The sequence below is a fragment of the Arsenicicoccus dermatophilus genome (assembly GCF_046267915.1).
GTDB classification, from domain to species: domain Bacteria; phylum Actinomycetota; class Actinomycetes; order Actinomycetales; family Dermatophilaceae; genus Arsenicicoccus; species Arsenicicoccus dermatophilus_A.
In genome coordinates this window covers 2824866-2844734 of record NZ_CP176520.1, presented here as the reverse complement: position 1 = coordinate 2844734, position 19869 = coordinate 2824866, and the positions used below count along the sequence as shown (strand labels likewise).

Sequence of the window (19869 nt, the reverse complement as noted above, 5' to 3'; positions counted from 1 at the left end):
TGATGGCGGTATGCCGATGCCCCTGCCGACCCTGGACGAGCTGCTGGCGCGGATGTCTGTGGTCACCATCCCCCTGCACACCCGCTTCCGCGGGGTGACACACCGTGAGGCAGTGCTGGTCGAGGGCCCGCACGGGTGGGGGGAGTGGTCGCCCTTCCTGGAGTACCCGCCGGACGAGGCCGCACGCTGGCTGGCGGCCACCGTGGAGGCCGGGTGGCTCGCCTGGCCGGAGCCGGTCCGCGACCGGGTGCCCGTCAACGCCACCGTGCCTGCGGTCCCTGCGGACGAGGTCGCGGGGGTGCTCGCGCGCTTCGACGGCTGCACGACCGCCAAGGTCAAGGTCGCCGAGCGGGGCCAGGACCTGGCCGCGGACCGGGCCCGGGTGGCCGAGGTGCGTCGGGTCATGGGTCCCGCCGCGCAGGTGCGGGTCGACGCCAACGGCGGCTGGTCGCTCGACGACGCGGTGGGCGCCCTGGCCGCGCTCGCGCCCCACGACCTGGAGTATGCCGAGCAGCCGTGCACCGCCGTCGAGGACCTCGCCCGGCTGCGGGTCGCCCTCGCCCGCGCCGGGGTGGACGTGCCCGTCGCGGCCGACGAGTCCATCCGCAAGGCCGAGGACCCGCTGCGGGTGCGCGAGCTCGAGGCCGCCGACGTGGTCGTGGTCAAGGTGGCCCCGCTCGGCGGGGTGCGACGCGCGCTGGACATCGTCGACGCCTGCGGCCTTCCTGCCGTCGTCTCCTCGGCGCTGGACACCTCGGTCGGGATCCGGGCGGGGGTCGCGCTGGCGGCGGCCCTTCCCCGGCTCGACCACGCGTGCGGCCTGGGGACGGTCACCCTGCTCGCCGGTGACGTGGCCTCCGACCCGCTCGTGCCCCGCGGCGGGGTCCTTGGCCTGCGCCCGGTCGTCGCCGACCCAAACCTGCTCGAGCGGCACGCCGCACCCGCCGACCGTCAGACCTGGTGGCGCGAGCGGATCACCGCCGCCCACGCCCGGCTGGATGCGACGATGACCCGATGAATCCTTCCCAGGCGCTGGCCGAGGTCCTGGTCGACGAGCTGGTCCGCCAGGGGGTCCGCGAGGCGGTGCTGTGCCCCGGGTCCCGCTCCGCGCCGCTCGCCTACGCCCTGCAGGACGCCGACCGGGCGGGGCGGCTGCGGCTGCACGTGCGGGTCGACGAGCGCTCCGGCGCCTTCCTCGCGCTCGGCCTGGCCAAGGCCACCCGACAGGTCGTCCCGGTCGTCACCACCTCGGGCACGGCCGTGGCCAACCTGCACCCGGCGGTCCTGGAGGCCCACCACGCCGGCATCCCCCTCCTCGTGCTGTCCGCCGACCGGCCCGTCGAGCTGCAGCGCACCGGCGCCAACCAGACCACCGTGCAGCCGGGGATGTTCGGCGAGGCGGTGCGCTGGCAGCACACCCTCCCGGCGCCCGGCCGCCGGGCCGGTCAGCAGGCCGTATGGCGCAGCGTGGTCGCCCGTGCCTGCGCCGCCGCGACCGGCGCGCTGTCCGGGTGGGCGGGCCCGGTCCACCTGGACGTGTGCCTGCGCGACCCGCTGCTGCCCGACCTGCCGGGCGGGGGCGAGGACTGGCCCGAGCCGCTCGACGGCCGACCCGGCGGGGAGCCCTGGACCCGGGTCAGCCCGGCGCCCACCGACTCGGGGGCCGGCCTGGAACTGGTCCCGCGGACCGTCGTGGCGCTCGGCGACCTCCCCGAGCCGGACCTCGCGGCCGAGGCCGTCGAGCTGGCCCGGACGATGGGCTGGCCCGTCGTGGCCGAGCCCTTCGGGACCTACGACCGCGCAGCCGTGGTCCCGCACGGCCCGCTGCTGCTCACGGCCACCGACTGGCTCGACCGGCACCTGCCGGACCGGGTGCTCGTCGTCGGACGGCTCACCCTGACCCGCGACGTCGCGGCGCTGCTGCGGCGGGTGGACCGGGTCGAGTGCGTGACCCCGCTGTCCGACTGGCCGGACCCCGGCGCCCGGGTCACCCGGGTCCACCCCTGGGGTGCGCTCGCGGCCACCCGTTCCACGGCCCCACCGGCGGGCCCGCACGCTCCGGGCCCGCACGCTCCGGGGGCGGACCACGACGGCGGTGGGACGACCGGTGCCCGCACCGCGCCGGACGTCCACGGGTCCCGGACCGATCAGGACGTTCTCCCGACCGACGCCGACCGCGCCTGGCTGCGGGCCTGGCAGGAGGCGGGGGCGGCGCTCGCGGCGGAGCCGCCGTGGCCCGCCGACGAGGTGAGCGGGCCGACTGTCGCGAGCGCGGTGCTCGTGGCGGCGGCGGCCCGGGCGCGGAAGGCTCCCGGTCCGGCCGAGGCCGATCTCGCCGGGGCGGCGACCCCCGGGGTGGTCTTCGTCGGCTCCTCCCAGTCGGCGCGCGACGTGGACCGGGCGGTGACCGCCGACCTGGGGACGGACCTGTGCGTGCTGGGCTCGCGCGGGCTCGCCGGGATCGACGGGTGCGTCTCCACGGCCGTCGGTCTTGCGCTGGGCCTGGGCCGGCCCGTCACCGCGCTGCTGGGCGACCTGACCTTTCTGCACGACTCGGGCGGGCTGCTGATCGGCCCGGCGGAGCCCCGCCCGGACCTGACGATCGTGGTCACCAACGACGACGGCGGCGCCATCTTCACGACGCTGGAGCACGGCGCGCCCGAGCGGGACCAGGAGTTCGAGCGGATCTTCGCCACCCCCACGCGGACGGACCTCGGGGCCCTGTGCACCGCGCACGGGGTGCCCCACGAGCGGGTGACCACCCTGGCGGCGCTGCGCTCGGCCCTCGATCGGAACCCTGCGGGCCTGCGGGTCGTGGAGGTCGTGACCGACCGCAGCCGGGTGCGCGAGCAGGGCGAGCGACTACGGGCCGAGGTGGCCCGCCGGGTGGGGGCGGGCGCCTGAGGCCCGCCATCCCTGATGTCCGAGCGTCCGACCTGAGCCAGGCTCCCCGGCCGCGCCGACCAGGGGCCGGGTCGACCAGGACCCGTGCCGACCAGGGCCCGGGTCGGCGCTGACCCCGCCGACGAGGGGCCGGGGCAGCCGGGGTGCCTCAGCCGCCCAGGGCGTCGCGCATGGGCACGAGCTTGGCGTCGGTCTCCGCCAGCTCGGCGGCCGGGTCGGACCCGGCGACGATCCCGCACCCGGCGTGCACGGTGATCTCGCAGGGGTCGTGCGCCGACACCACGCCGGAGCGCAGCGCGATGCCCCACTCGCCGTCACCGTCGGCGGACAGCCAGCCGACCGGCCCGGCATACCGCCCGCGATCCATGTGCTCCAGCTCGGTGATCAGGGCGTCGGCCACCTCGCGGGGCGTGCCGCAGACGGCGGCGGAGGGGTGCAGCGCCTCGGCCAACGACAGCGAGGTCGAGGCGGAGGAGAGCACGCCTGCGACATCGGTCGCCAGGTGCATGACGTTGGGCAGGTGCAGGACGAACGGCGTCTCGGGGACGTTGATCTCGTCGCAGTGGGGGGCGAGGCGGTCCACGACCGAGCGCACGGCGTACTCGTGCTCCTCCAGGTCCTTGCTCGACCGGGCCAGAGAGCCGGCCAGCGACAGGTCCCGTTCGTCCTCGCCGGTGCGAGGGATGGTCCCGGCGAGGACCCGTGAGGTGACCAGGCCCCGGGAGAGCCGCACGAGCATCTCCGGGGTGGCCCCGACGAGCCCGTCCACGCTGAACGTCCAGGTGTTGGGATAGCCCTCGGCCAGGCGGGCCAGGACGTGGCGCACGTCGATCGGCGCGGTCGCGCGCGCCCGCAGGTCCCGGGCGAGGACGCACTTGTCCAGCTGCCCGGCCGTGATCCGCTCGACGGCGGTGGCGACTGCACCCATCCACTGCGTCGGCGACAGCGAGCCGTCGCCGAAGGTCAGCCCCTCCGGGGCTGGAGCCGGGGGGTATGCCGACACCCGCGTCGCCGGCTCCTCCGGGCCCGTCGCCTCGGTCCCTGCGGCGTCGATGGTGGTCACCCACGCGTCCGGGCCCCGACGGCCCACCACGACGGCGGGGACCACGAGGGTGCCGCCGCTCGCCGAGCGGGGGGAGTAGGCCATCGAGCCGAAGCCCACGAGCCCGGTGCCGGGCACCCGCACGTCGTCCTCGACCTCGGCCGCGCCGGCCAGCTCGCGCCACCAGGCCTCGGCGTCGGCGAACCGGCGCTCGCCGGCGGTGACGACCGCCGCCGCACGACCCCAGCCCACGATGCCCTCGCCGCGGCGCACCCAGGTGCACGGCTCGGTGGCCGCCAGCTCCGGGGGGAGCAGCGCGACCAGGTCGCCCGGGTCCGCGAGGCGCGTGGTGCGGACCCGCAGCCGGGGGACCGCGCCGCTCCCCCGGCCGCGGGACGGCCTGGCGGGGTCGGTCACCGGGCGGCGCCCTCGCCGAGCACCTCGACCGTGTCGAAGCGGGTCACCGTGATGCGCATGTCGCACGGCAGCCGGTCCCCCGGGTGCACCGCGCCCTCGGGCACCGCGACCATGGACACCTGCATGTGTGGGACGTCGAGATAGGTGAGCCGGCGACCGGCGAGGCGGAAGGGCGAGGGGGCGCCGCCCACCTGGGACAGGACCGCCCGGGCGACCTTGCGGGCGGCGAGCTGCGGGGTCATCCGGGGACGGGCGGTCTCGATGCCGACACCGTGCGCGGTGCCGCCCGAGACGACGGCGAGCCAGGTGGCCTTGCGGACCGCGCGCCGGGAGTAGCCGATCCGGCGGCCCGCCGCGATCGGGTGCACGTCCAGGACCTCGCCGTAGGCCCGCAGCGCCTCGGGGTCGCCGAGCCACAGGTCGGTGCCCGTGCGGACCAGGATGCGGGTGTCGCCGGCGACCGCGGCGAGCTGCCCGACCTCCGCGGTGGACAGGTGCGAGGCGAAGAGCCGGGGCACCGTGACGCCCAGCTCGCCCAGCCGCGCCAGCAGGGAGGAGACGAAGCCGACCCGGTCCCCGAAGGGCGGGTTGTGCACCGCGAGGCCGGCGCAGCGGTCGTCCCGCAGGGCGTCGACCAGGCCCGGCAGGCGCGTCCACGGGATCCCGTGGCGACCCATGGGGGAGTCCACCTCCACGACGAACCGCCGCCCGGTGCCGCGGATCTCGGCGAGCGTCTCCTCGGCGGCCACGGTGTGGATCAGCCGCGGGTCGTCGTCGAGGGGACGACCCGCCACGGTCGGGAAGAGCACGAGCACGTCGGCGTCCGGCACGGCCGTGACGGCCTCGCGAGCCTCCTCGGGGGTGCCGGTGGCGACGACCGGGGCGCCCACCCGGCGGCACTGCTCCAGGACGCGCTGCGCGCCGATGCCATAGCCGTCGCCCTTGACCACCGGGACGACCCAGGGCCGCTCGGCGAGGTAGGCATCCACGTGCGCCTGCCACCGGGGCAGGTCGATCACCAGGGAGAAGGTCATCCGCGTCGCTCCAGGTAGATCTGGAAGGCCTTGTGCAGCACCTTGTTGATCGGCAGGTCCCACTCGCCCACGCGCTCGTGGACGTCGCAGCCGACCGAGATCTTGAAGCGCACCAGCCCGGCGTGCGGGTTGTCCTCGGCGATCTCGTCGGTGATGCCGCGCATGTCGTAGACCGTGCAGCCCTCCTCCAGCGCCCGGCGGATGCCGAACCACTGGGTGCCGTTCATGGCGCGCGCCTCGCGGCGGGCCGTGGTCGACGCGCCGTAGAGGTACCAGCAGTGGTCGGCCACGGTGATGTTGATGGTGGCGGCGAGCAGCTCGCCGTCCAGCTCGCCCAGCGCCAGCTCGAAGCGGGCGGGGGAGCCGGGCTCGCCCATCAGCTCGGCCATGCGGTGGAAGTAGGACTCCGGACGCGGGGTGAAGCCGTCGCGCTCGGCCGTCTCGACGTACACCCGGTGGAAGGCGCCGATGTCCTCGCGCAGCGTCTGCGGGGTCGCCAGGCGGACCTGCACGCCGGCCTTGGTGGCGGCCTTGATGTTGCGGCGCCACTGCTGGTTCATGCCCTTGAGCAGGGCCTCCTCGGTCTGGCCGACGAGCGGCAGCCCCGCGGTCAGGCGCGGCTGGCCGGCGGCGAAGCCGGGGCCGACGTCCGCGCGCCGCCAGCCGTGGTTGGCCAGCCACGAGACGATCCGCTCCCCGTGGGGGTCGTGGCGGTCGGCCGGGACGTCGTAGAGCGAGGTCTGGGACTCGTCGGCCAGCGCCGCCTTGACGGTGCCGGGCTCCCAGGACCGGGCGGTGGCCGGGATGCCGATCCGCAGGGTGAAGGCGCCGCAGCGGCGGGCGTGCTCGACGAGCGGGGCCAGCCAGCGCTCGGGGTCGGCGGCCACCTCGTCCCACGGCAGGACCGGGCCCTCGGGCAGGTAGGCCAGGGAGCGACCGACCTTGGGCAGGCGGCGGTGCAGGATCAGGCCGACCCCCTGCACGTGGTCGTCGCCGTCCAGCCAGGCGATCCGCTCGCCCTGCCACTCGGTCTTGAGCGCCGCCCAGGAGGACAGCTGGAGGAAGCTGCCGGAACGGGCCGCCACTCCCTGGTCCAGGCCCTCGGTGGACAAGGAGACGATGCGCAGGGGCTCGGTCATGTGGCTGGGCGTCCTCGCGGGTCGGGGCTGGGGCGGGCTCAGGCTAGCACCGGGCTCGTCGGGGGTCGGCGCGCCGTCGTGCGTGGGAGGATGACGGCCATGAGCCGAGCCTCCCTGTCCAAGCAGCCGCACGAGGTCGCCGCGATGTTCGACCAGACGGCCGGCCGCTACGACCTGATGAACGACGTGCTGAGCCTCGGCCAGGTCCGGCTGTGGCGTCGCGCCGTCAACGAGGCCGTGGCAGCCGGCGAGGGTATGACGATCCTCGACATCGCCGCCGGCACCGGCACCAGCAGCGAGCCCTTCGCAGCGGCGGGCGCCCACGTGGTCCCCGCCGACTTCTCCCTCGGAATGCTGCGGGTGGGCAAGCAGCGGCGCGCCGACCTGTCCTTCACCGCCGCCGACGCGACCCGCCTGCCCTTCGCTGACGGCACCTTCGACGTGGTCACCATGTCCTACGGCCTGCGCAACGTCGTCGACCATGAGCGGGCGCTGGCCGAGTTCCTGCGGGTCACCCGCCCGGGCGGCCGTCTGGTCGTCAGCGAGTTCAGCCACCCGACGAACGCCGCCTTCCGCCGCGTCTACGTGCAGTACCTCATGGGGGCGCTGCCCACGGTGGCGCGGCGGCTGTCGAGCAACCCGGAGTCCTACGTCTACCTGGCCGAGTCCATCCAGGCCTGGCCCGACCAGCGCGGCCTGGCCACGCAGGTCCGGGCGGCCGGGTGGCACGACGTGCAGTGGCGCAACCTCGCGGGCGGCATCGTGGCGCTGCACCGCGCCGTCAAGCGCTGAGCGCGGGCGACCACGAACCGCCGTCCGGCCTGCGTCCGGACGACGGCGCGGATCACGATCCGGCGACGATCACGGCGACCTTACGCACGACTTAGGCAACCCTAAGACGACATGCCGCAGGTGCCCTCCTAGACTCCCGAGGTGGTGCGCCCACCGCCCGCGGTCCGCTCGTCTGGGACCATCCTGAGCCCTGGAGCACCCGCACGAGACGACGGAAGCGGAGTGACTGTGACTGCAGGGACGAGCCCCTCGGGGGTGGACAGCGCCGACGTGATCGTCGTCGGCGCCGGCCCCGGCGGCTCCGCCACGGCGGCCTACCTCGGGCGCGCCGGCCTCGACGTCGTCCTGCTGGAGAAGGCCACCTTCCCCCGGGACAAGATCTGCGGCGACGGTCTCACCCCCCGCGCGGTCCGCGAGCTCACCACCCTCGGCATCAGCACCCGCGAGCAGGACGGCTGGATCCGCAACAAGGGCCTGCGCATCGTGGGCGCCGGACAGACCTTCCAGCTCGACTGGCCCGAGTCCGCGTCCTTCCCGGGTCACGGCATGGCCCGCGCCCGCGCCACCCTGGACGAGACCCTGGCCCGCCACGCCGAGGCGTGCGGCGCCCGGCTGCTCGAGGGTGTCTCCGTCACGGGGCCGGTCGTCGAGGGCGGCCGCGTGGTCGGGGTGAGCGCCAAGGTCCTCCAGGACGGCCGCGCCACCGGGCAGACCCGCGAGTGGCGTGCCCCCGTCGTCGTCGCCTGCGACGGCGTCTCCTCCCGGCTGGCCACCGCCGTGGGCCGCGAGAAGCTCACCTCCCGCCCCATGGGCGTGGCCGCCCGCTCCTACTGGACCAGCCCGCGCACCCACGACGACTACATGGAGTCCTGGCTCGAGCTGTGGGTGCCCGAGGACGCCGATCGGCCCGACGGCAAGAAGGTCCTCCTGCCCGGCTACGGCTGGATCTTCGCCCTCGGCGACGGGCGGGTCAACATCGGCCTCGGGATGCTCGACACCTCACCGCAGTTCGGCAAGGTCGACTACAAGGACCTGCTGCGCCGGTGGGTCGCCACCCTGCCCCCGGAGTGGGGCTGCACCGACGACACCAGGACCCAGCCGATCCGCGGCGCGGCTCTGCCGATGGCCTTCAACCGCAAGCCGCTGTACGCCGACGGCCTGATGCTCGTCGGCGACGCGGGCGGCATGGTCAACCCCTTCAACGGCGAAGGCATCGACTACGCCCTCGAAGCCGGACGCCACAGCGCCGAGGTGATCGTCCAGGCGCTCGCACGGGACGCGGGCGGCCGCGAGCGGGTGCTGCAGGCCTATCCCCGGATCATGGCCGACGAGCTCGGTGGGTACTTCACCCTCGGGCGCACCTTCGCCCAGCTGATCGGCCACCCCGAGATCATGCGGCTCGCCGTCAAGCACGGCCTGCCGCGCCGAACCCTGATGAAGCTGCTGCTCAAGATCATGGCCAACCTCGCCGACGAGCACGGTGGCAGCGTGACCGACCGGGCCATCACCGCGCTCACGCGGGCGGTGCCGTCCTCGTGAGCAGCCGTGAGCAGCACCGGTCGGCGGACCCTAGGATGTTGATGCAGCAGACCAACCGAAAGGGGTGCAACGCGGGATGAGCCTCAACCCGTACGTGCCGATCCTCTTCCTCTTCGCGATGGGCATCGGCTTCGCGGCCCTGTCGGTCCTGGGCTTCGGGGTCATCGGCCCGCGTCGCTACAACCGCGCGAAGCTCGACAGCTACGAGTGCGGCATCGAGCCCAGCCCGGTCGCCGAAGGTGGCGGTCGGGTCCCGGTCAAGTACTACGTGACCGCGATGCTCTTCATCATCTTCGACGTCGAGTCGATCTTCCTGCTGCCCTTCGCGGCGGCCTTCGACCGCCTGGGCCTGTTCGCCCTCGTCGAGGTGGTCCTGTTCATGCTGACCGTCTTCATCGCCTACGCCTACGTGTGGCGCCGCGGTGGATTGGAGTGGGACTGACCATGGGTATCGAGGACAAGATCCCGTCCGGGATCGCGCTGACGACCCTCGAGGCCGTCGCGGGGCAGATGCTCCACCGATCGATGTGGCCCGCGACCTTCGGGCTCGCCTGCTGCGCGATCGAGATGATGGCCTCCGGCGGCCCCGACTTCGACATCGCGCGGTACGGCATGGAGCGCTTCTCGGCGACGCCGCGCCAGGCCGACCTGATGATCGTCGCCGGCCGCTGCTCGCAGAAGTTCGCGCCCGTCGTGCGCCAGGTGTGGGACCAGATGCCCGAGCCGAAGTGGTGCATCGCCATGGGCGCCTGCGCCAGCTCCGGCGGCATGTTCAACAACTACGCGATCGTCGCCGGCGTGGACCACATCGTCCCGGTGGACGTCTACCTGCCCGGCTGCCCCCCGCGGCCGCAGATGCTCTTCAACGCCATCATCACGCTGCACGAGTACGTCAAGAAGTCGCCCCAGGGCGTCAACCGCGAAGAGGCTGCCCGGGCCGCCGAGCGTGCAGCCATGGAGGCCACCCCGCTCCAGCTGCAGAAGGGTCTGCTGGCATGACCGACACCACCCTCCCGGCCGACGCCCAGGGAGACGACGCCCGTCACCTGCAGGTCGACGGCCACCCGGCGGCCGCCCCCGTCGAGATGGGCCGTCGGCACGGCATGTTCGGCTCCTCCCGGGGCACGGACACCACGGGGTACGGCGGTCTGGTCTCCCCGGTCCTGTTCCCGGGTGAGGCCGCTCGCCCCTACGGCTCCTACTTCGACCACCTGGCCGACACGCTGGAGAAGGCCCTCGTCGGGTCCTCGGCGTCCTTCCGCGAGGCGGTGGAGTCGGTCGTCGTCGATCGCGGCGAGATGACGCTGCACGTCCGACGCGAGCACCTGCCCGTGGTCGCCCAGGCCCTGCGCGACCACCCCGGCCTGCGCTTCGAGATGTGCATGTCGGTCTCCGGCGTCCACTACCCGCAGGCCCAGGGCCAGGAGCTGCACACGGTCTACCACCTGCTCTCGCTGACCAACGGCTCCCGGCGGCTGCGGCTCGAGGTGTCCTGCCCGGACACCGACCCGCACATCCCCTCGGTGACCTCGGTGTGGCCCGGCACCAACTGGCACGAGCGCGAGACCTGGGACTTCTTCGGCATCGTCTTCGACGGCCACCCCGCGCTGACGCGGATCATGATGCCGGACGACTGGCCCGGGCACCCCCAGCGCAAGGACTATCCCCTCGGCGGTCTCCCGGTGGAGTACAAGGGCGCCACCGTTCCGCCCCCGGACCAGCGGAGGTCGTACAACTGATGAGCACCGCCTACACCGCCACCAGCGGCGCCGGTCCGGACGAGGAGGGCTACCAGCTCACCTCCGTCGGGGGCGACTGGGACGATCTCGCCCAGCAGGCCATCGAGCACTCCGACGAGCGCATCGTCGTCAACATGGGCCCCCAGCACCCGTCCACGCACGGCGTGCTGCGCCTCGTCCTCGAGCTGGACGCCGAGACGGTGACCGACGCCCGCGTGGGCATCGGCTACCTGCACACCGGCATCGAGAAGAACATGGAGTACCGCACCTGGACCCAGGGCGTGACCTTCTGCACGCGGATGGACTACCTCACGCCGCTGTTCCAGGAGGCGGTCTACTGCCTAGCCGTGGAGAAGCTCCTCGGCATCACCGACCAGGTCCCCGAGCGTGCCAGCGTGATCCGGGTCCTGATGATGGAGCTCAACCGGATCGGGTCGCACCTGGTCTGCATCGGCACCGGCGGCATGGAGCTCGGCGCCACCACCGTCATGGAGTTCGGCTTCCGGGAGCGCGAGCGGGTCCTGCGGTTCTTCGAGGCCGTCACCGGTCTGCGGATGAACCACGCCTACATCCGCCCGGGCGGGGTCGTCCAGGACGTCCCGGCGAGCGCGATCACCGACCTGCGCGAGGAGCTGCCGCTGCTCGAGCGCGGCATCCACGAGCTCGAGCTGCTCATCAACGAGCAGCCCATCCTCAAGGGCCGCATGGAGGGCGTAGGTTACCTCGACCTCACCGGGTGCATGGCCCTCGGCGTGACCGGCCCGATGCTCAAGGCCACCGGCTACCCCTACGACCTGCGCAAGGCCGACCCCTACTGCGGGTACGAGACCTACGACTTCGAGGTCGCGACCTGGGACACCTGCGACGCCTACGGCCGCCTGCGGCTGCGCTTCACCGAGATGTGGGAGTCCCTCAAGATCGTCCGGCAGTGCCTGGACCGGCTCGAGGCCCGTCCCGGCCCCGTCATGGTCGAGGACAAGAAGATCGCCTGGCCCGCCCAGCTCGCCATCGGTGGCGACGGCATGGGCAACTCCCTGGAGCACATCCGCGAGATCATGGGCGAGTCGATGGAGTCCCTCATCCACCACTTCAAGCTGGTGACCGAGGGCTTCCGCGTGCCGGCGGGCCAGGCCTACCAGGCCGTGGAGTCGCCCAAGGGCGAGCTCGGCTGCCACCTGGTCTCCATGGGTGGTACCCGCCCGCACCGCGCGCACTTCCGCGACCCGGGATTCAACAACCTGCAGTCGGTGGCTGCCATGTGCGAAGGCGCCCAGGTGGCCGAGGTCATCGTCGCCGTCGCCTCGGTCGACCCCGTGCTCGGAGGAGTGGACCGCTGATGTCAGCCTTTGACGCCCCCAACTACGGCACCCAGCCGGCGCACCCCGGGGAGCCCTGGGACTTCGAGACCGAGGCGCGCCTGCGCGAGGACGCGGCCGCGGTCGTGATGCGCTACCCGCAGCGCCGCTCGGCGCTGCTGCCGCTGCTGCACCTGGTGCAGTCGGTCGACGGTTACGTCTCCACGCGCGGCATCGAGCTGGCCGCCGAGTTCGCCGGGGTCACCGCGGCCGAGGCCTCGGGCGTGGCGACCTTCTACACGCAGTACAAGCGCCACAAGAACGGTGAGTACCTCGTCGGCGTGTGCACCAACTCGCTGTGCGCCGTCATGGGTGGCGACCAGATCTGGGACGAGCTGTCGGAGCACCTCGGGGTCGGCCACGACGAGACCACCGCGGACGGGGTCATCACCCTCGAGCGCCTCGAGTGCAACGCCGCCTGCGACTTCGCCCCCGTGGTCATGGCCAACTGGGAGTTCTTCGACAACATGACGCCGACCTCGGCGCGGGAGCTGGTCGACGCCCTGCGCGCCGGCACCCCCGTTCGCCCGTCGCGCGGGCCGGACCGGCTGCACACCTTCAAGGAGATCTCCCGGGTGCTGGCGGGCTTCCTCGACGGCCATGCCGACGAGGGGCCGAGCGGTGGCCCTGCCACCATGCGCGGGCTGGAGATCGCCCGCCGGGAGGGCTGGGACATGCCGCGCGACACCGAGCAGGGTCGCCAGGCCAGCGCCGCCGGCGGGGCCGACCGGACGCAGCCCACCGGCATACCCACCGGCAAGATCGACGCCCAGCCCGCCCCCGGTGGCACGCAGAGCTCTGCCGATGCGCAGGCCGCTGTCGGCAAGACGTCCGGCGAGGCCCTGTCGCCCGCCGCCAAGCCTGCCGACGAGCGGGCCTCGGCCCGCACCACCGATCCCGAGGGGGACGTCAAGTGAGCACCCAGCTGACCCCCGTCCTGACCCGAACCTGGGACCAGGAGCGGTCCTGGACCCTGGAGACCTACGAGCGCGAGGCCGAGGGCTACCAGGCGTTGCGCAAGGCGCTGTCGATGGAGCCCGACGCGGTGCTCGGGGCCGTCAAGGACTCCAACATCCGCGGTCGTGGCGGCGCCGGCTTCCCCACCGGTCTGAAGTGGAGCTTCATGGCTCCGGTCGACGGTGGGCCGCGCTACATCGTGGTCAACGCCGACGAGTCTGAGCCGGGCACCTGCAAGGACATCCCGCTGATGATGGCGGCCCCGCACCACCTGATCGAGGGGCTGGCCATCGCCACCCACGCGGTGCAGGGCGAGCTGGGCTTCATCTACCTGCGCGGCGAGGTCGTGCACGTCTACCGCCGCCTGCTGCGTGCGGTGGAGGAGGCCCGCGCCGCCGGCTACCTGGGCGACGACGCGATGGGCACGGGCAAGCGCCTGGACATCGTGGTGCACGCCGGTGCCGGGGCCTACATCTGCGGCGAGGAGACGGCGCTGCTCGACTCGCTCGAGGGACGTCGCGGCCAGCCTCGCCTCAAGCCGCCGTTCCCCGGCGCCCAGGGCCTGTACGCCCGTCCCACGTCGGTCAACAACGTCGAGTCCATCGCCTCGGTGCCCGGGATCCTCCTGCACGGCGCCGACTGGTTCAAGGGCATGGGCACCGAGAAGTCCGCCGGGCACGGCATCTTCTCCGTCTCCGGCCACGTCGAGCGGCCCGGTCAGTTCGAGGCGCCCTTCGGCATCACCATGCGCGAGCTGATCCAGATGTGCGGGGGGATGCGCAACGGCCACCGGCTGAAGTTCTGGACCCCCGGCGGGTCCTCCACCCCGATCTTCACCGAGGCCGAGCTGGACATCCCGCTGGACTTCGACTCGGTCGCGGCCGCGGGCTCGATGCTCGGCACCCGGGCCCTGCAGGTCTTCGACGAGACCGTGTCGGTCGTGCGCGTGGTCTCCCGCTGGACCGACTTCTACCGCCACGAGTCCTGCGGCAAGTGCACCCCCTGCCGCGAAGGCACCTGGTGGCTCAAGCAGATCATGGAGCGGCTCGAGGCCGGACAGGGCCACGAGGGCGACGTCGACAAGCTGCTGGACATCTGCGACAACATCCTCGGCCGGTCCTTCTGCGCGCTCGGGGACGCCGCGACCACGCCGATCTCCTCCGGCATCAAGCACTTCCGTGAGGAGTTCGAGGCCGGCATGCACACGCCCTGGTGGGAGATGTTCCCGCCGTCGGCGTCCACCCTGTTCGCGAAGGAGTCGGTGTCCCGATGACCGCCCCCACGACCAGCGCCGCCGACCTGGTCACCCTCACCATCGACGGGGTGGAGGTTCGCGTCCCCAAGGGCACGCTGATCATCCGCGCCGCGGAGGAGATCGGGATCCAGATCCCGCGCTTCTGCGACCACCCGCTGCTCGACCCGGCGGGGGCCTGCCGCCAGTGCCTCGTCGAGGTGGCCATGCCGGGTCGCGACGGCAAGATCGCGCCGATGCCCAAGCCGCAGGCCGCCTGCACCATGACGGTCGCCCCCGGCATGGAGGTCAAGACCCAGCAGACGTCGCCCGTGGCCGAGAAGGCCCAGCACGGCGTGATGGAGCTGCTGCTGATCAACCACCCGCTCGACTGCCCGGTCTGCGACAAGGGCGGCGAGTGCCCCCTGCAGAACCAGGCGATGTCCAACGGCCGGGCCACCACCCGCTTCGAGGACGTCAAGCGCACCTACGCCAAGCCGGTCAACATCTCCTCCCAGGTGCTCCTGGACCGGGAGCGCTGCGTGCTGTGCCAGCGGTGCACCCGTTTCTCCGAGCAGATCGCGGGCGACCCCTTCATCTCGCTCACCGAGCGCGGTGCCGTCTCCCAGATCGGTATCTACCAGGAGAAGCCCTTCCAGTCCTACTTCTCGGGCAACACCGTGCAGATCTGTCCGGTGGGAGCGCTGACCGGGGCGGCCTACCGCTTCCGTTCGCGTCCGTTCGACCTGATGTCGACGCCGAGCACCTGTGAGCACTGCGCCTCCGGCTGCTCGCTGCGCACCGACCACCGTCGGGGTGTCGTGCTCCGCCGGTTGGCGGCCAACAACCCCGAGGTCAACGAGGAGTGGAACTGCGACAAGGGTCGCTGGGCATTCCAGTACGCCACGCAGTCCGACCGGCTGACGTACCCCATGGTCCGCAGGGCCGACGGCGAGCTGCACGTCGCCTCCTGGCCCGAGGCCCTGGAGGCCGCCGCCGCGGGCCTGGGGCGGGCCCGGTCGGCCGGTGTGCTGACCGGTGGTCGCGTGTCCACGCACGACGCCTACGCCTACTCGAAGTTCGCCCGCACCGTGCTCGGCACCAGCTCGATCGACTTCCGGGCCCGGCCGCACTCGGTCGAGGAGGCCGAGTTCCTGGCCGCCCACGTGGCGCTCACCGCTCCGGGCCACGGCGCGGTGACCTACGCCGACCTGGAGAAGGCCAAGGTCGTCCTGCTGGTGGGCCTGGAGCCCGAGGACGAGTCACCGATGGTCTTCCTGCGGCTGCGCAAGGCCTTCCGCAAGTCCCGGGCCACGATCTTCACCGTGGCGCCCTACGCCTCGCGGGGCACGACCAAGCTGGGTGCCACGGTCCTGCAGGCGGCCCCCGGGCTGGAGGCCGAGGTCCTGGCGGCCGTGCGCGACGGCGAGGGTATCTTCGCCGAGGTCGGTGCCGCCCTGCGCGAGGCCGGCGGCGAGGCTGTCGTCCTCGTCGGCGAGCGACTGGCCGCGACCTCCGGCGGGTACTACGCCGCCCTCGACCTGGCCAGCTCGCTGGGCGCACCGCTTGCCTGGGTCCCCCGTCGCGCCGGCGAGCGCGGCGCCCTCGAGACGGGCTGCCTTCCTACGCTCCTGCCCGGCGGTCGTCCGACCACCGCCGAGGGCCGCGCCTCGTTGGGGGAGTTGTGGGACCTGTCCCGCCTCACCGACGAGCCCGGCCTCGACACGGCCGGCATGCTGCGCCAGGCTGCCGAGGGTCTTCTGGACGCGCTCGTGGTCGGCGGCGTGGACCTGGGCGACCTGCCCGACCCCGGCCAGGCCCGCACCGCCTGCGAGCGTGCCTTCGTGGTGTCCCTGGAGATGCGGGAGTCCTCGGTCACCCGGCTCGCCGACGTCGTCCTGCCGGTGGCCGCCGTGGCCGAGAAGTCCGGTGCCTTCCTCGACTGGGAGGGTCGCGTCGGGCCGTTCTCCGCCGCGGTGGAGACCGAGCTCATGAGCGACTACCGGGTGCTCGACCTGATCGCGGGCGAGATGGGGGCCTACCTCGGGACCCGCACGTCCGCGCAGATCGAGCGCGAGATGCAGCAGCTCGGCCCCTGGACCGGTGCCCGCGCCCTGGTCAACCCGGTCGCGCCCGTGGTCCCGGCCCGCTCGGGTGCCGGTCTGGCGGTCCTGGCCACCTGGCACCAGCTGCTGGACGACGGCTCGCTGCAGGACGGCGAGCCCTACCTCGCCGGCACCTCGGTCGGGGCGGTCGCGCGGATGTCCCAGGCGACGGCCGACGCGGCCGCGGTCTCCGACGGGGACCTGGTCACCATCCACTCCGACGCAGGCACCGTGAGCTATCCCGTGCGCGTGACCGCCGGGATGGTCGACCACGTCGTGTGGGTCCCGACGAACTCCGCGGGCCAGTCGGTCCGCACTCGCCTCGCCGCCGACAACGGCGACATCGTCACGCTGACGAAGGGTGCTGCGCTGTGACCTCTCTTCCCTACCTCGCGGCGGCGGCGCTCCCGGGCGTCGGCCGGCTCGCGACCGAGCTCGCCCCGGGCGGTACCTACCGCGCGGACTTCAGCGACACGCCCTGGTGGCTGACGCTGATCAAGGCGCTCATCGCCTTCGTCTACCTGCTCCTCAGCGTCGTGATCGTGATCTGGTTCGAGCGGCGCGTCGTCGGCTTCCTGCAGCAGCGACCGGGCCCCAACCGGTTCGGTCCCGGTGGTGTCTTCCAGACCCTCGCCGACGGCTTCAAGCTGGTGTGGAAGGAGACCTTCACGCCCAAGAAGGCCGACTCCTTCATGTACAACCTGGCCCCGATCATCGCGGGCTCCACCTGCTTCATCGGCTTCTCGATCATCCCGATGGCCGGCGAGGTCACCATGTTCGGCCACCGCACGCCCCTGCAGGTGACCGACGCCCCGGTAGCGGTGTTGATCGTGATGGCGGCCGCCTCGATCGCGGCCTACGGCTTCGTGCTCGCCGGCTGGTCCTCCGGGTCGCCCTACCCCCTGCTCGGTGGTCTGCGCTCGACGGCCCAGGTCATCTCCTACGAGATCGCCATGGGTCTGTCGCTCGTCGCGGTCTTCATCTACGCCGGGTCGATGTCGACGCACGAGATCGTCGCCAAGCAGGCCAGCCTGTGGTTCGTCATCCCGGCGATCTTCTCCTTCCTGGTCTACGTGATCTGCATGTTCGGCGAGACCAACCGGCTGCCCTTCGACCTCGCCGAGGGCGAGGGCGAGATCGTCGGCGGGTACCACACCGAGTACTCCGGCATGAAGTTCGGCATGTTCTTCCTCGGCGAGTACGTCAACATGTTCACGGTCTCGGCGCTGTGCACCACGATGTTCCTCGGGGGCTGGCAGGCACCGCCGCCGCTGACGATGCTGGGCGACGGCATGCTCAACCACGGGTGGTGGGGCCTGCTGTGGTTCACCGTCAAGCTCTGGCTGTTCATGTTCTTCTTCGTCTGGGTCCGCGGCACCCTGCCCCGCACCCGCTACGACCACTTCATGGCCTTCGGCTGGAAGCTGCTCATCCCGATGACCCTGGTGTGGGTGCTCGCCGTGGCCTTCGTCCGCGCGGCCATGCTGGGTCACCTGGGTGGCACCTCCGTAAGCTTCGGCGGTCGCACCTTCTACGTCTCGCTGCTGGTCATCGTGGGGCTGTTCCTCGTGGGGGCGCTGGTCGCGACCTGGCTGGTCGAGAGCCGCAACGAGACACGTCGTGCCGCCCTGCACCCGGAGCACCCGGCCGAGGTCAACCCCTTCGCCGGGGGTCACCCGGTGCCGCCGATGCCCGGGCAGACGCTCGCCGAGCCGGGCTACGACGTCCGGCGCAGCGTCGCCTCCGCCCCCGCCGTGGCCTACGCCACCACCACCGACCACGAGGAGAACCACCGTGGCTGACCGCAAGGGCAAGCCCGCGCCCGACGCCCCGCGCCCCGGCAGCGAGGTCGCCCGGGCCGGTCGATCCGACGAGCAGGGTCGCCCCAAGGCCGACCCGATCACCGAGGCGCTCGGCTCCCAGGCAGGCTTCGGCGTCTCGCTGCGGACCCTGTTCCGCAAGCGCTACACCGAGAACTACCCCGAGGAGAAGCGGCCGACCGCACCTCGCTGGCACGGACGGCACCAGCTCAACCGTCACCCGGACGGTCTGGAGAAGTGCGTCGGGTGCGAGCTGTGCGCGTGGGCCTGCCCGGCGGACGCCATCCTCGTCGAGGGTGCTGACAACACCGAGCAGGCACGGTTCTCCCCGGGCGAGCGGTACGGCCGCGTCTACCAGATCAACTACCTGCGCTGCATCTTCTGCGGGATGTGCATCGAGGCGTGCCCGACCCGGGCGCTCACGATGACCAACTTCTACGAGCTGGCGGACCACACCCGCTCGGACCTCATCTTCGAGAAGCATCAGCTCCTGGCCCCGCTGCAGTCCGGGATGGTGGCCCCGCCGCACCCGATGGCCGAGGGCATGGAGGAGCGGGACTACTTCCGCGGGCGCGTGACTGGTGCCACCCCCGCGCAGGAGCGTTGGGTGGCCGACCACGACGCGCGCCCGGTGGACGGAACGGCCTCGACCGGGGACCCGGTCGAGGGTGTCGACACCCTCAGCTCCGGCCAGCAGGCCACTCGTGACTCGGTGAAGGGAGTCCGGCGATGACCGGCGGCGGCGAGGCCGTGCTCTTCTGGATCCTGTCGATCGTCTGCGTGCTCGCGGCGCTCGGTCTGGTCTTTGCCCGCAAGGCGGTGTATGCCGCCATGTGCATGGCCCTCATCATGATCAACCTCGGGGTGATCTACCTGGCTCAGCAGGCCGACTTCCTCGGCGTCGTGCAGGTGATCGTCTACACCGGCGCCGTCATGATGCTCTTCCTGTTCGTGCTGATGATGATCGGCGTGGATTCCTCGGACTCCACCGTGGAGACCCACCGCGGGATCCGGGTCTGGGGCGTGCTCCTCGGTCTCGGTCTCGGGGCGATGCTCATCGGGATCATCGGCCGGGCGCAGCTGCCGCCGGCGGTCGGCCTGGACAAGGCCAACGCCGAGGGCAACGTCCACGCCCTGGCCAACCTCATCTTCGGCCCCTTCGTGTGGACCTTCGAGCTCACCTCCGCGCTGCTCATCACGGCAGCCATGGCGGCGATGGTGCTGGCGCACCGCGAGCGTCTGGTCCCGCGCACCACGCAGCGCGAGTACGCCGCCCGTCGCTTCCGGACCGGGCACTTCCCCGCCGGTCTGCCGGCCCCAGGTGTGTACGCCCGGCACAACGCCGTCGACACCCCGGCCCTGCTCCCCGACGGGACGCCGGCGGAGATCTCCGTCAGCCGCGTCCTGGGTGCCCGCGACCAGGTCGCGCAGCCGGGCCAGTTCGAGGAGATCGAGCACGCCATCGAGCGCGAGATCGAGGAGGGGCGCACGCGATGAGCCTCATGAACTACATCTACCTGGCGTCGGTGCTGTTCGCCCTGGGCGCGGTCACCGTGCTCGTGCGGCGCAACGCCATCATCGTCTTCATGGGCGTGGAGCTCATGCTCAACGCTGCCAACCTCGCCTTCGTGACCTTCGCGCGGCTGCGCGGAAACCTCGAGGGCCAGGCCATCGCGCTGTTCGTGATGGTCGTGGCGGCGGCCGAGGTCGTGGTCGGCCTGGCCATCATCATGTCCATCTTCCGCGCGCGCCGGTCGGCCTCGGTCGACGACGCCAACCTGCTGAAGCTGTAAAG

The 19869-nt window shown here is 72.5% G+C and carries 18 protein-coding genes; 15 read left to right on the top strand and 3 right to left on the bottom strand.

What is annotated here, in order from left to right:
* The first annotated feature begins 16 nt into the window (after positions 1-16).
* Positions 17-1018, top strand: a complete 1002-nt coding sequence (locus ACK2IS_RS13450; protein WP_409485677.1) for an o-succinylbenzoate synthase — start codon at positions 17-19, stop codon at positions 1016-1018.
* Positions 1015-2904, top strand: a complete 1890-nt coding sequence (gene menD / locus ACK2IS_RS13445; protein ID WP_409483804.1) for a 2-succinyl-5-enolpyruvyl-6-hydroxy-3-cyclohexene-1-carboxylic-acid synthase — start codon at positions 1015-1017, stop codon at positions 2902-2904. The genes ACK2IS_RS13450 and menD overlap by 4 nt, the downstream gene beginning before the upstream one ends.
* Positions 2905-3052: 148 nt before the next feature.
* On the opposite strand, the gene ACK2IS_RS13440 is transcribed toward menD, so the two are convergent.
* Genes ACK2IS_RS13440 through ACK2IS_RS13430 form a run of 3 tightly spaced genes read right to left on the bottom strand, consistent with a single transcriptional unit; the run spans position 3053 to position 6536 of the window.
* Positions 3053-4363, bottom strand: a complete 1311-nt coding sequence (locus tag ACK2IS_RS13440; RefSeq protein ID WP_409483803.1) for an isochorismate synthase MenF — start codon at positions 4361-4363, stop codon at positions 3053-3055.
* Positions 4360-5397, bottom strand: coding sequence for an alanine racemase (locus ACK2IS_RS13435; protein ID WP_409483802.1), 1038 nt, complete (start codon positions 5395-5397; stop codon positions 4360-4362). The genes ACK2IS_RS13440 and ACK2IS_RS13435 overlap by 4 nt, the downstream gene beginning before the upstream one ends.
* Positions 5394-6536, bottom strand: a complete 1143-nt coding sequence (locus tag ACK2IS_RS13430; protein WP_409483801.1) for a lipid II:glycine glycyltransferase FemX — start codon at positions 6534-6536, stop codon at positions 5394-5396. Before ACK2IS_RS13430 ends, ACK2IS_RS13435 begins: the two co-directional genes overlap by 4 nt.
* Before the next feature lie 99 nt (positions 6537-6635).
* Between ACK2IS_RS13430 and ACK2IS_RS13425 the strand changes: the two genes are divergently transcribed.
* The 13 genes from ACK2IS_RS13425 to nuoK all read left to right on the top strand — a co-directional run bounded on the left by ACK2IS_RS13425 (position 6636) and on the right by nuoK (position 19867).
* On the top strand, positions 6636-7328 hold the full coding sequence (locus tag ACK2IS_RS13425) for a demethylmenaquinone methyltransferase (protein WP_409483800.1): 693 nt from the start codon (positions 6636-6638) through the stop codon (positions 7326-7328).
* A 222-nt stretch (positions 7329-7550) separates the two neighbouring features.
* Positions 7551-8867, top strand: coding sequence for a geranylgeranyl reductase family protein (locus ACK2IS_RS13420; protein ID WP_409483799.1), 1317 nt, complete (start codon positions 7551-7553; stop codon positions 8865-8867).
* A gap of 76 nt (positions 8868-8943) precedes the next feature.
* Positions 8944-9309 (top strand): NADH-quinone oxidoreductase subunit A, encoded by a 366-nt coding sequence (locus tag ACK2IS_RS13415; protein ID WP_409483798.1) that lies wholly within the window; start codon positions 8944-8946, stop codon positions 9307-9309.
* Positions 9310-9311: 2 nt separating this feature from the next.
* Positions 9312-9866, top strand: coding sequence for an NADH-quinone oxidoreductase subunit B (locus ACK2IS_RS13410; RefSeq protein WP_241452940.1), 555 nt, complete (start codon positions 9312-9314; stop codon positions 9864-9866).
* A complete protein-coding gene (locus ACK2IS_RS13405; RefSeq protein WP_409483797.1) occupies positions 9863-10606 on the top strand; it encodes an NADH-quinone oxidoreductase subunit C in 744 nt (247 codons plus the stop codon). Before ACK2IS_RS13410 ends, ACK2IS_RS13405 begins: the two co-directional genes overlap by 4 nt.
* Positions 10606-11943 carry an NADH-quinone oxidoreductase subunit D gene (locus ACK2IS_RS13400; protein WP_409483796.1) on the top strand — a complete coding sequence of 446 codons (1338 nt, stop codon included), beginning with the start codon at positions 10606-10608 and terminating at the stop codon, positions 11941-11943. Before ACK2IS_RS13405 ends, ACK2IS_RS13400 begins: the two co-directional genes overlap by 1 nt.
* Positions 11943-12878 (top strand): NADH-quinone oxidoreductase subunit NuoE, encoded by a 936-nt coding sequence (gene nuoE / locus ACK2IS_RS13395; RefSeq protein WP_409483795.1) that lies wholly within the window; start codon positions 11943-11945, stop codon positions 12876-12878. The genes ACK2IS_RS13400 and nuoE overlap by 1 nt, the downstream gene beginning before the upstream one ends.
* Positions 12875-14191, top strand: a complete 1317-nt coding sequence (gene nuoF / locus ACK2IS_RS13390) for an NADH-quinone oxidoreductase subunit NuoF (RefSeq protein ID WP_409483794.1) — start codon at positions 12875-12877, stop codon at positions 14189-14191. The genes nuoE and nuoF overlap by 4 nt, the downstream gene beginning before the upstream one ends.
* Entirely contained in the window at positions 14188-16629 is a 2442-nt protein-coding gene (locus ACK2IS_RS13385) for an NADH-quinone oxidoreductase subunit G (RefSeq protein ID WP_409483793.1), read from the top strand. Before nuoF ends, ACK2IS_RS13385 begins: the two co-directional genes overlap by 4 nt.
* Positions 16626-18056 carry an NADH-quinone oxidoreductase subunit NuoH gene (nuoH, locus tag ACK2IS_RS13380; RefSeq protein WP_409483792.1) on the top strand — a complete coding sequence of 477 codons (1431 nt, stop codon included), beginning with the start codon at positions 16626-16628 and terminating at the stop codon, positions 18054-18056. The genes ACK2IS_RS13385 and nuoH overlap by 4 nt, the downstream gene beginning before the upstream one ends.
* The gene (gene nuoI, locus ACK2IS_RS13375) at positions 18049-18807 is read left to right on the top strand and encodes an NADH-quinone oxidoreductase subunit NuoI (RefSeq protein WP_409483791.1); all 759 of its coding nucleotides are present in this window, start codon (positions 18049-18051) and stop codon (positions 18805-18807) included. The genes nuoH and nuoI overlap by 8 nt, the downstream gene beginning before the upstream one ends.
* The gene (locus ACK2IS_RS13370) at positions 18804-19571 is read left to right on the top strand and encodes an NADH-quinone oxidoreductase subunit J (protein WP_409483790.1); all 768 of its coding nucleotides are present in this window, start codon (positions 18804-18806) and stop codon (positions 19569-19571) included. The genes nuoI and ACK2IS_RS13370 overlap by 4 nt, the downstream gene beginning before the upstream one ends.
* The gene (nuoK, locus tag ACK2IS_RS13365) at positions 19568-19867 is read left to right on the top strand and encodes an NADH-quinone oxidoreductase subunit NuoK (protein ID WP_409483789.1); all 300 of its coding nucleotides are present in this window, start codon (positions 19568-19570) and stop codon (positions 19865-19867) included. The genes ACK2IS_RS13370 and nuoK overlap by 4 nt, the downstream gene beginning before the upstream one ends.
* Positions 19868-19869: the final 2 nt, after the last annotated feature.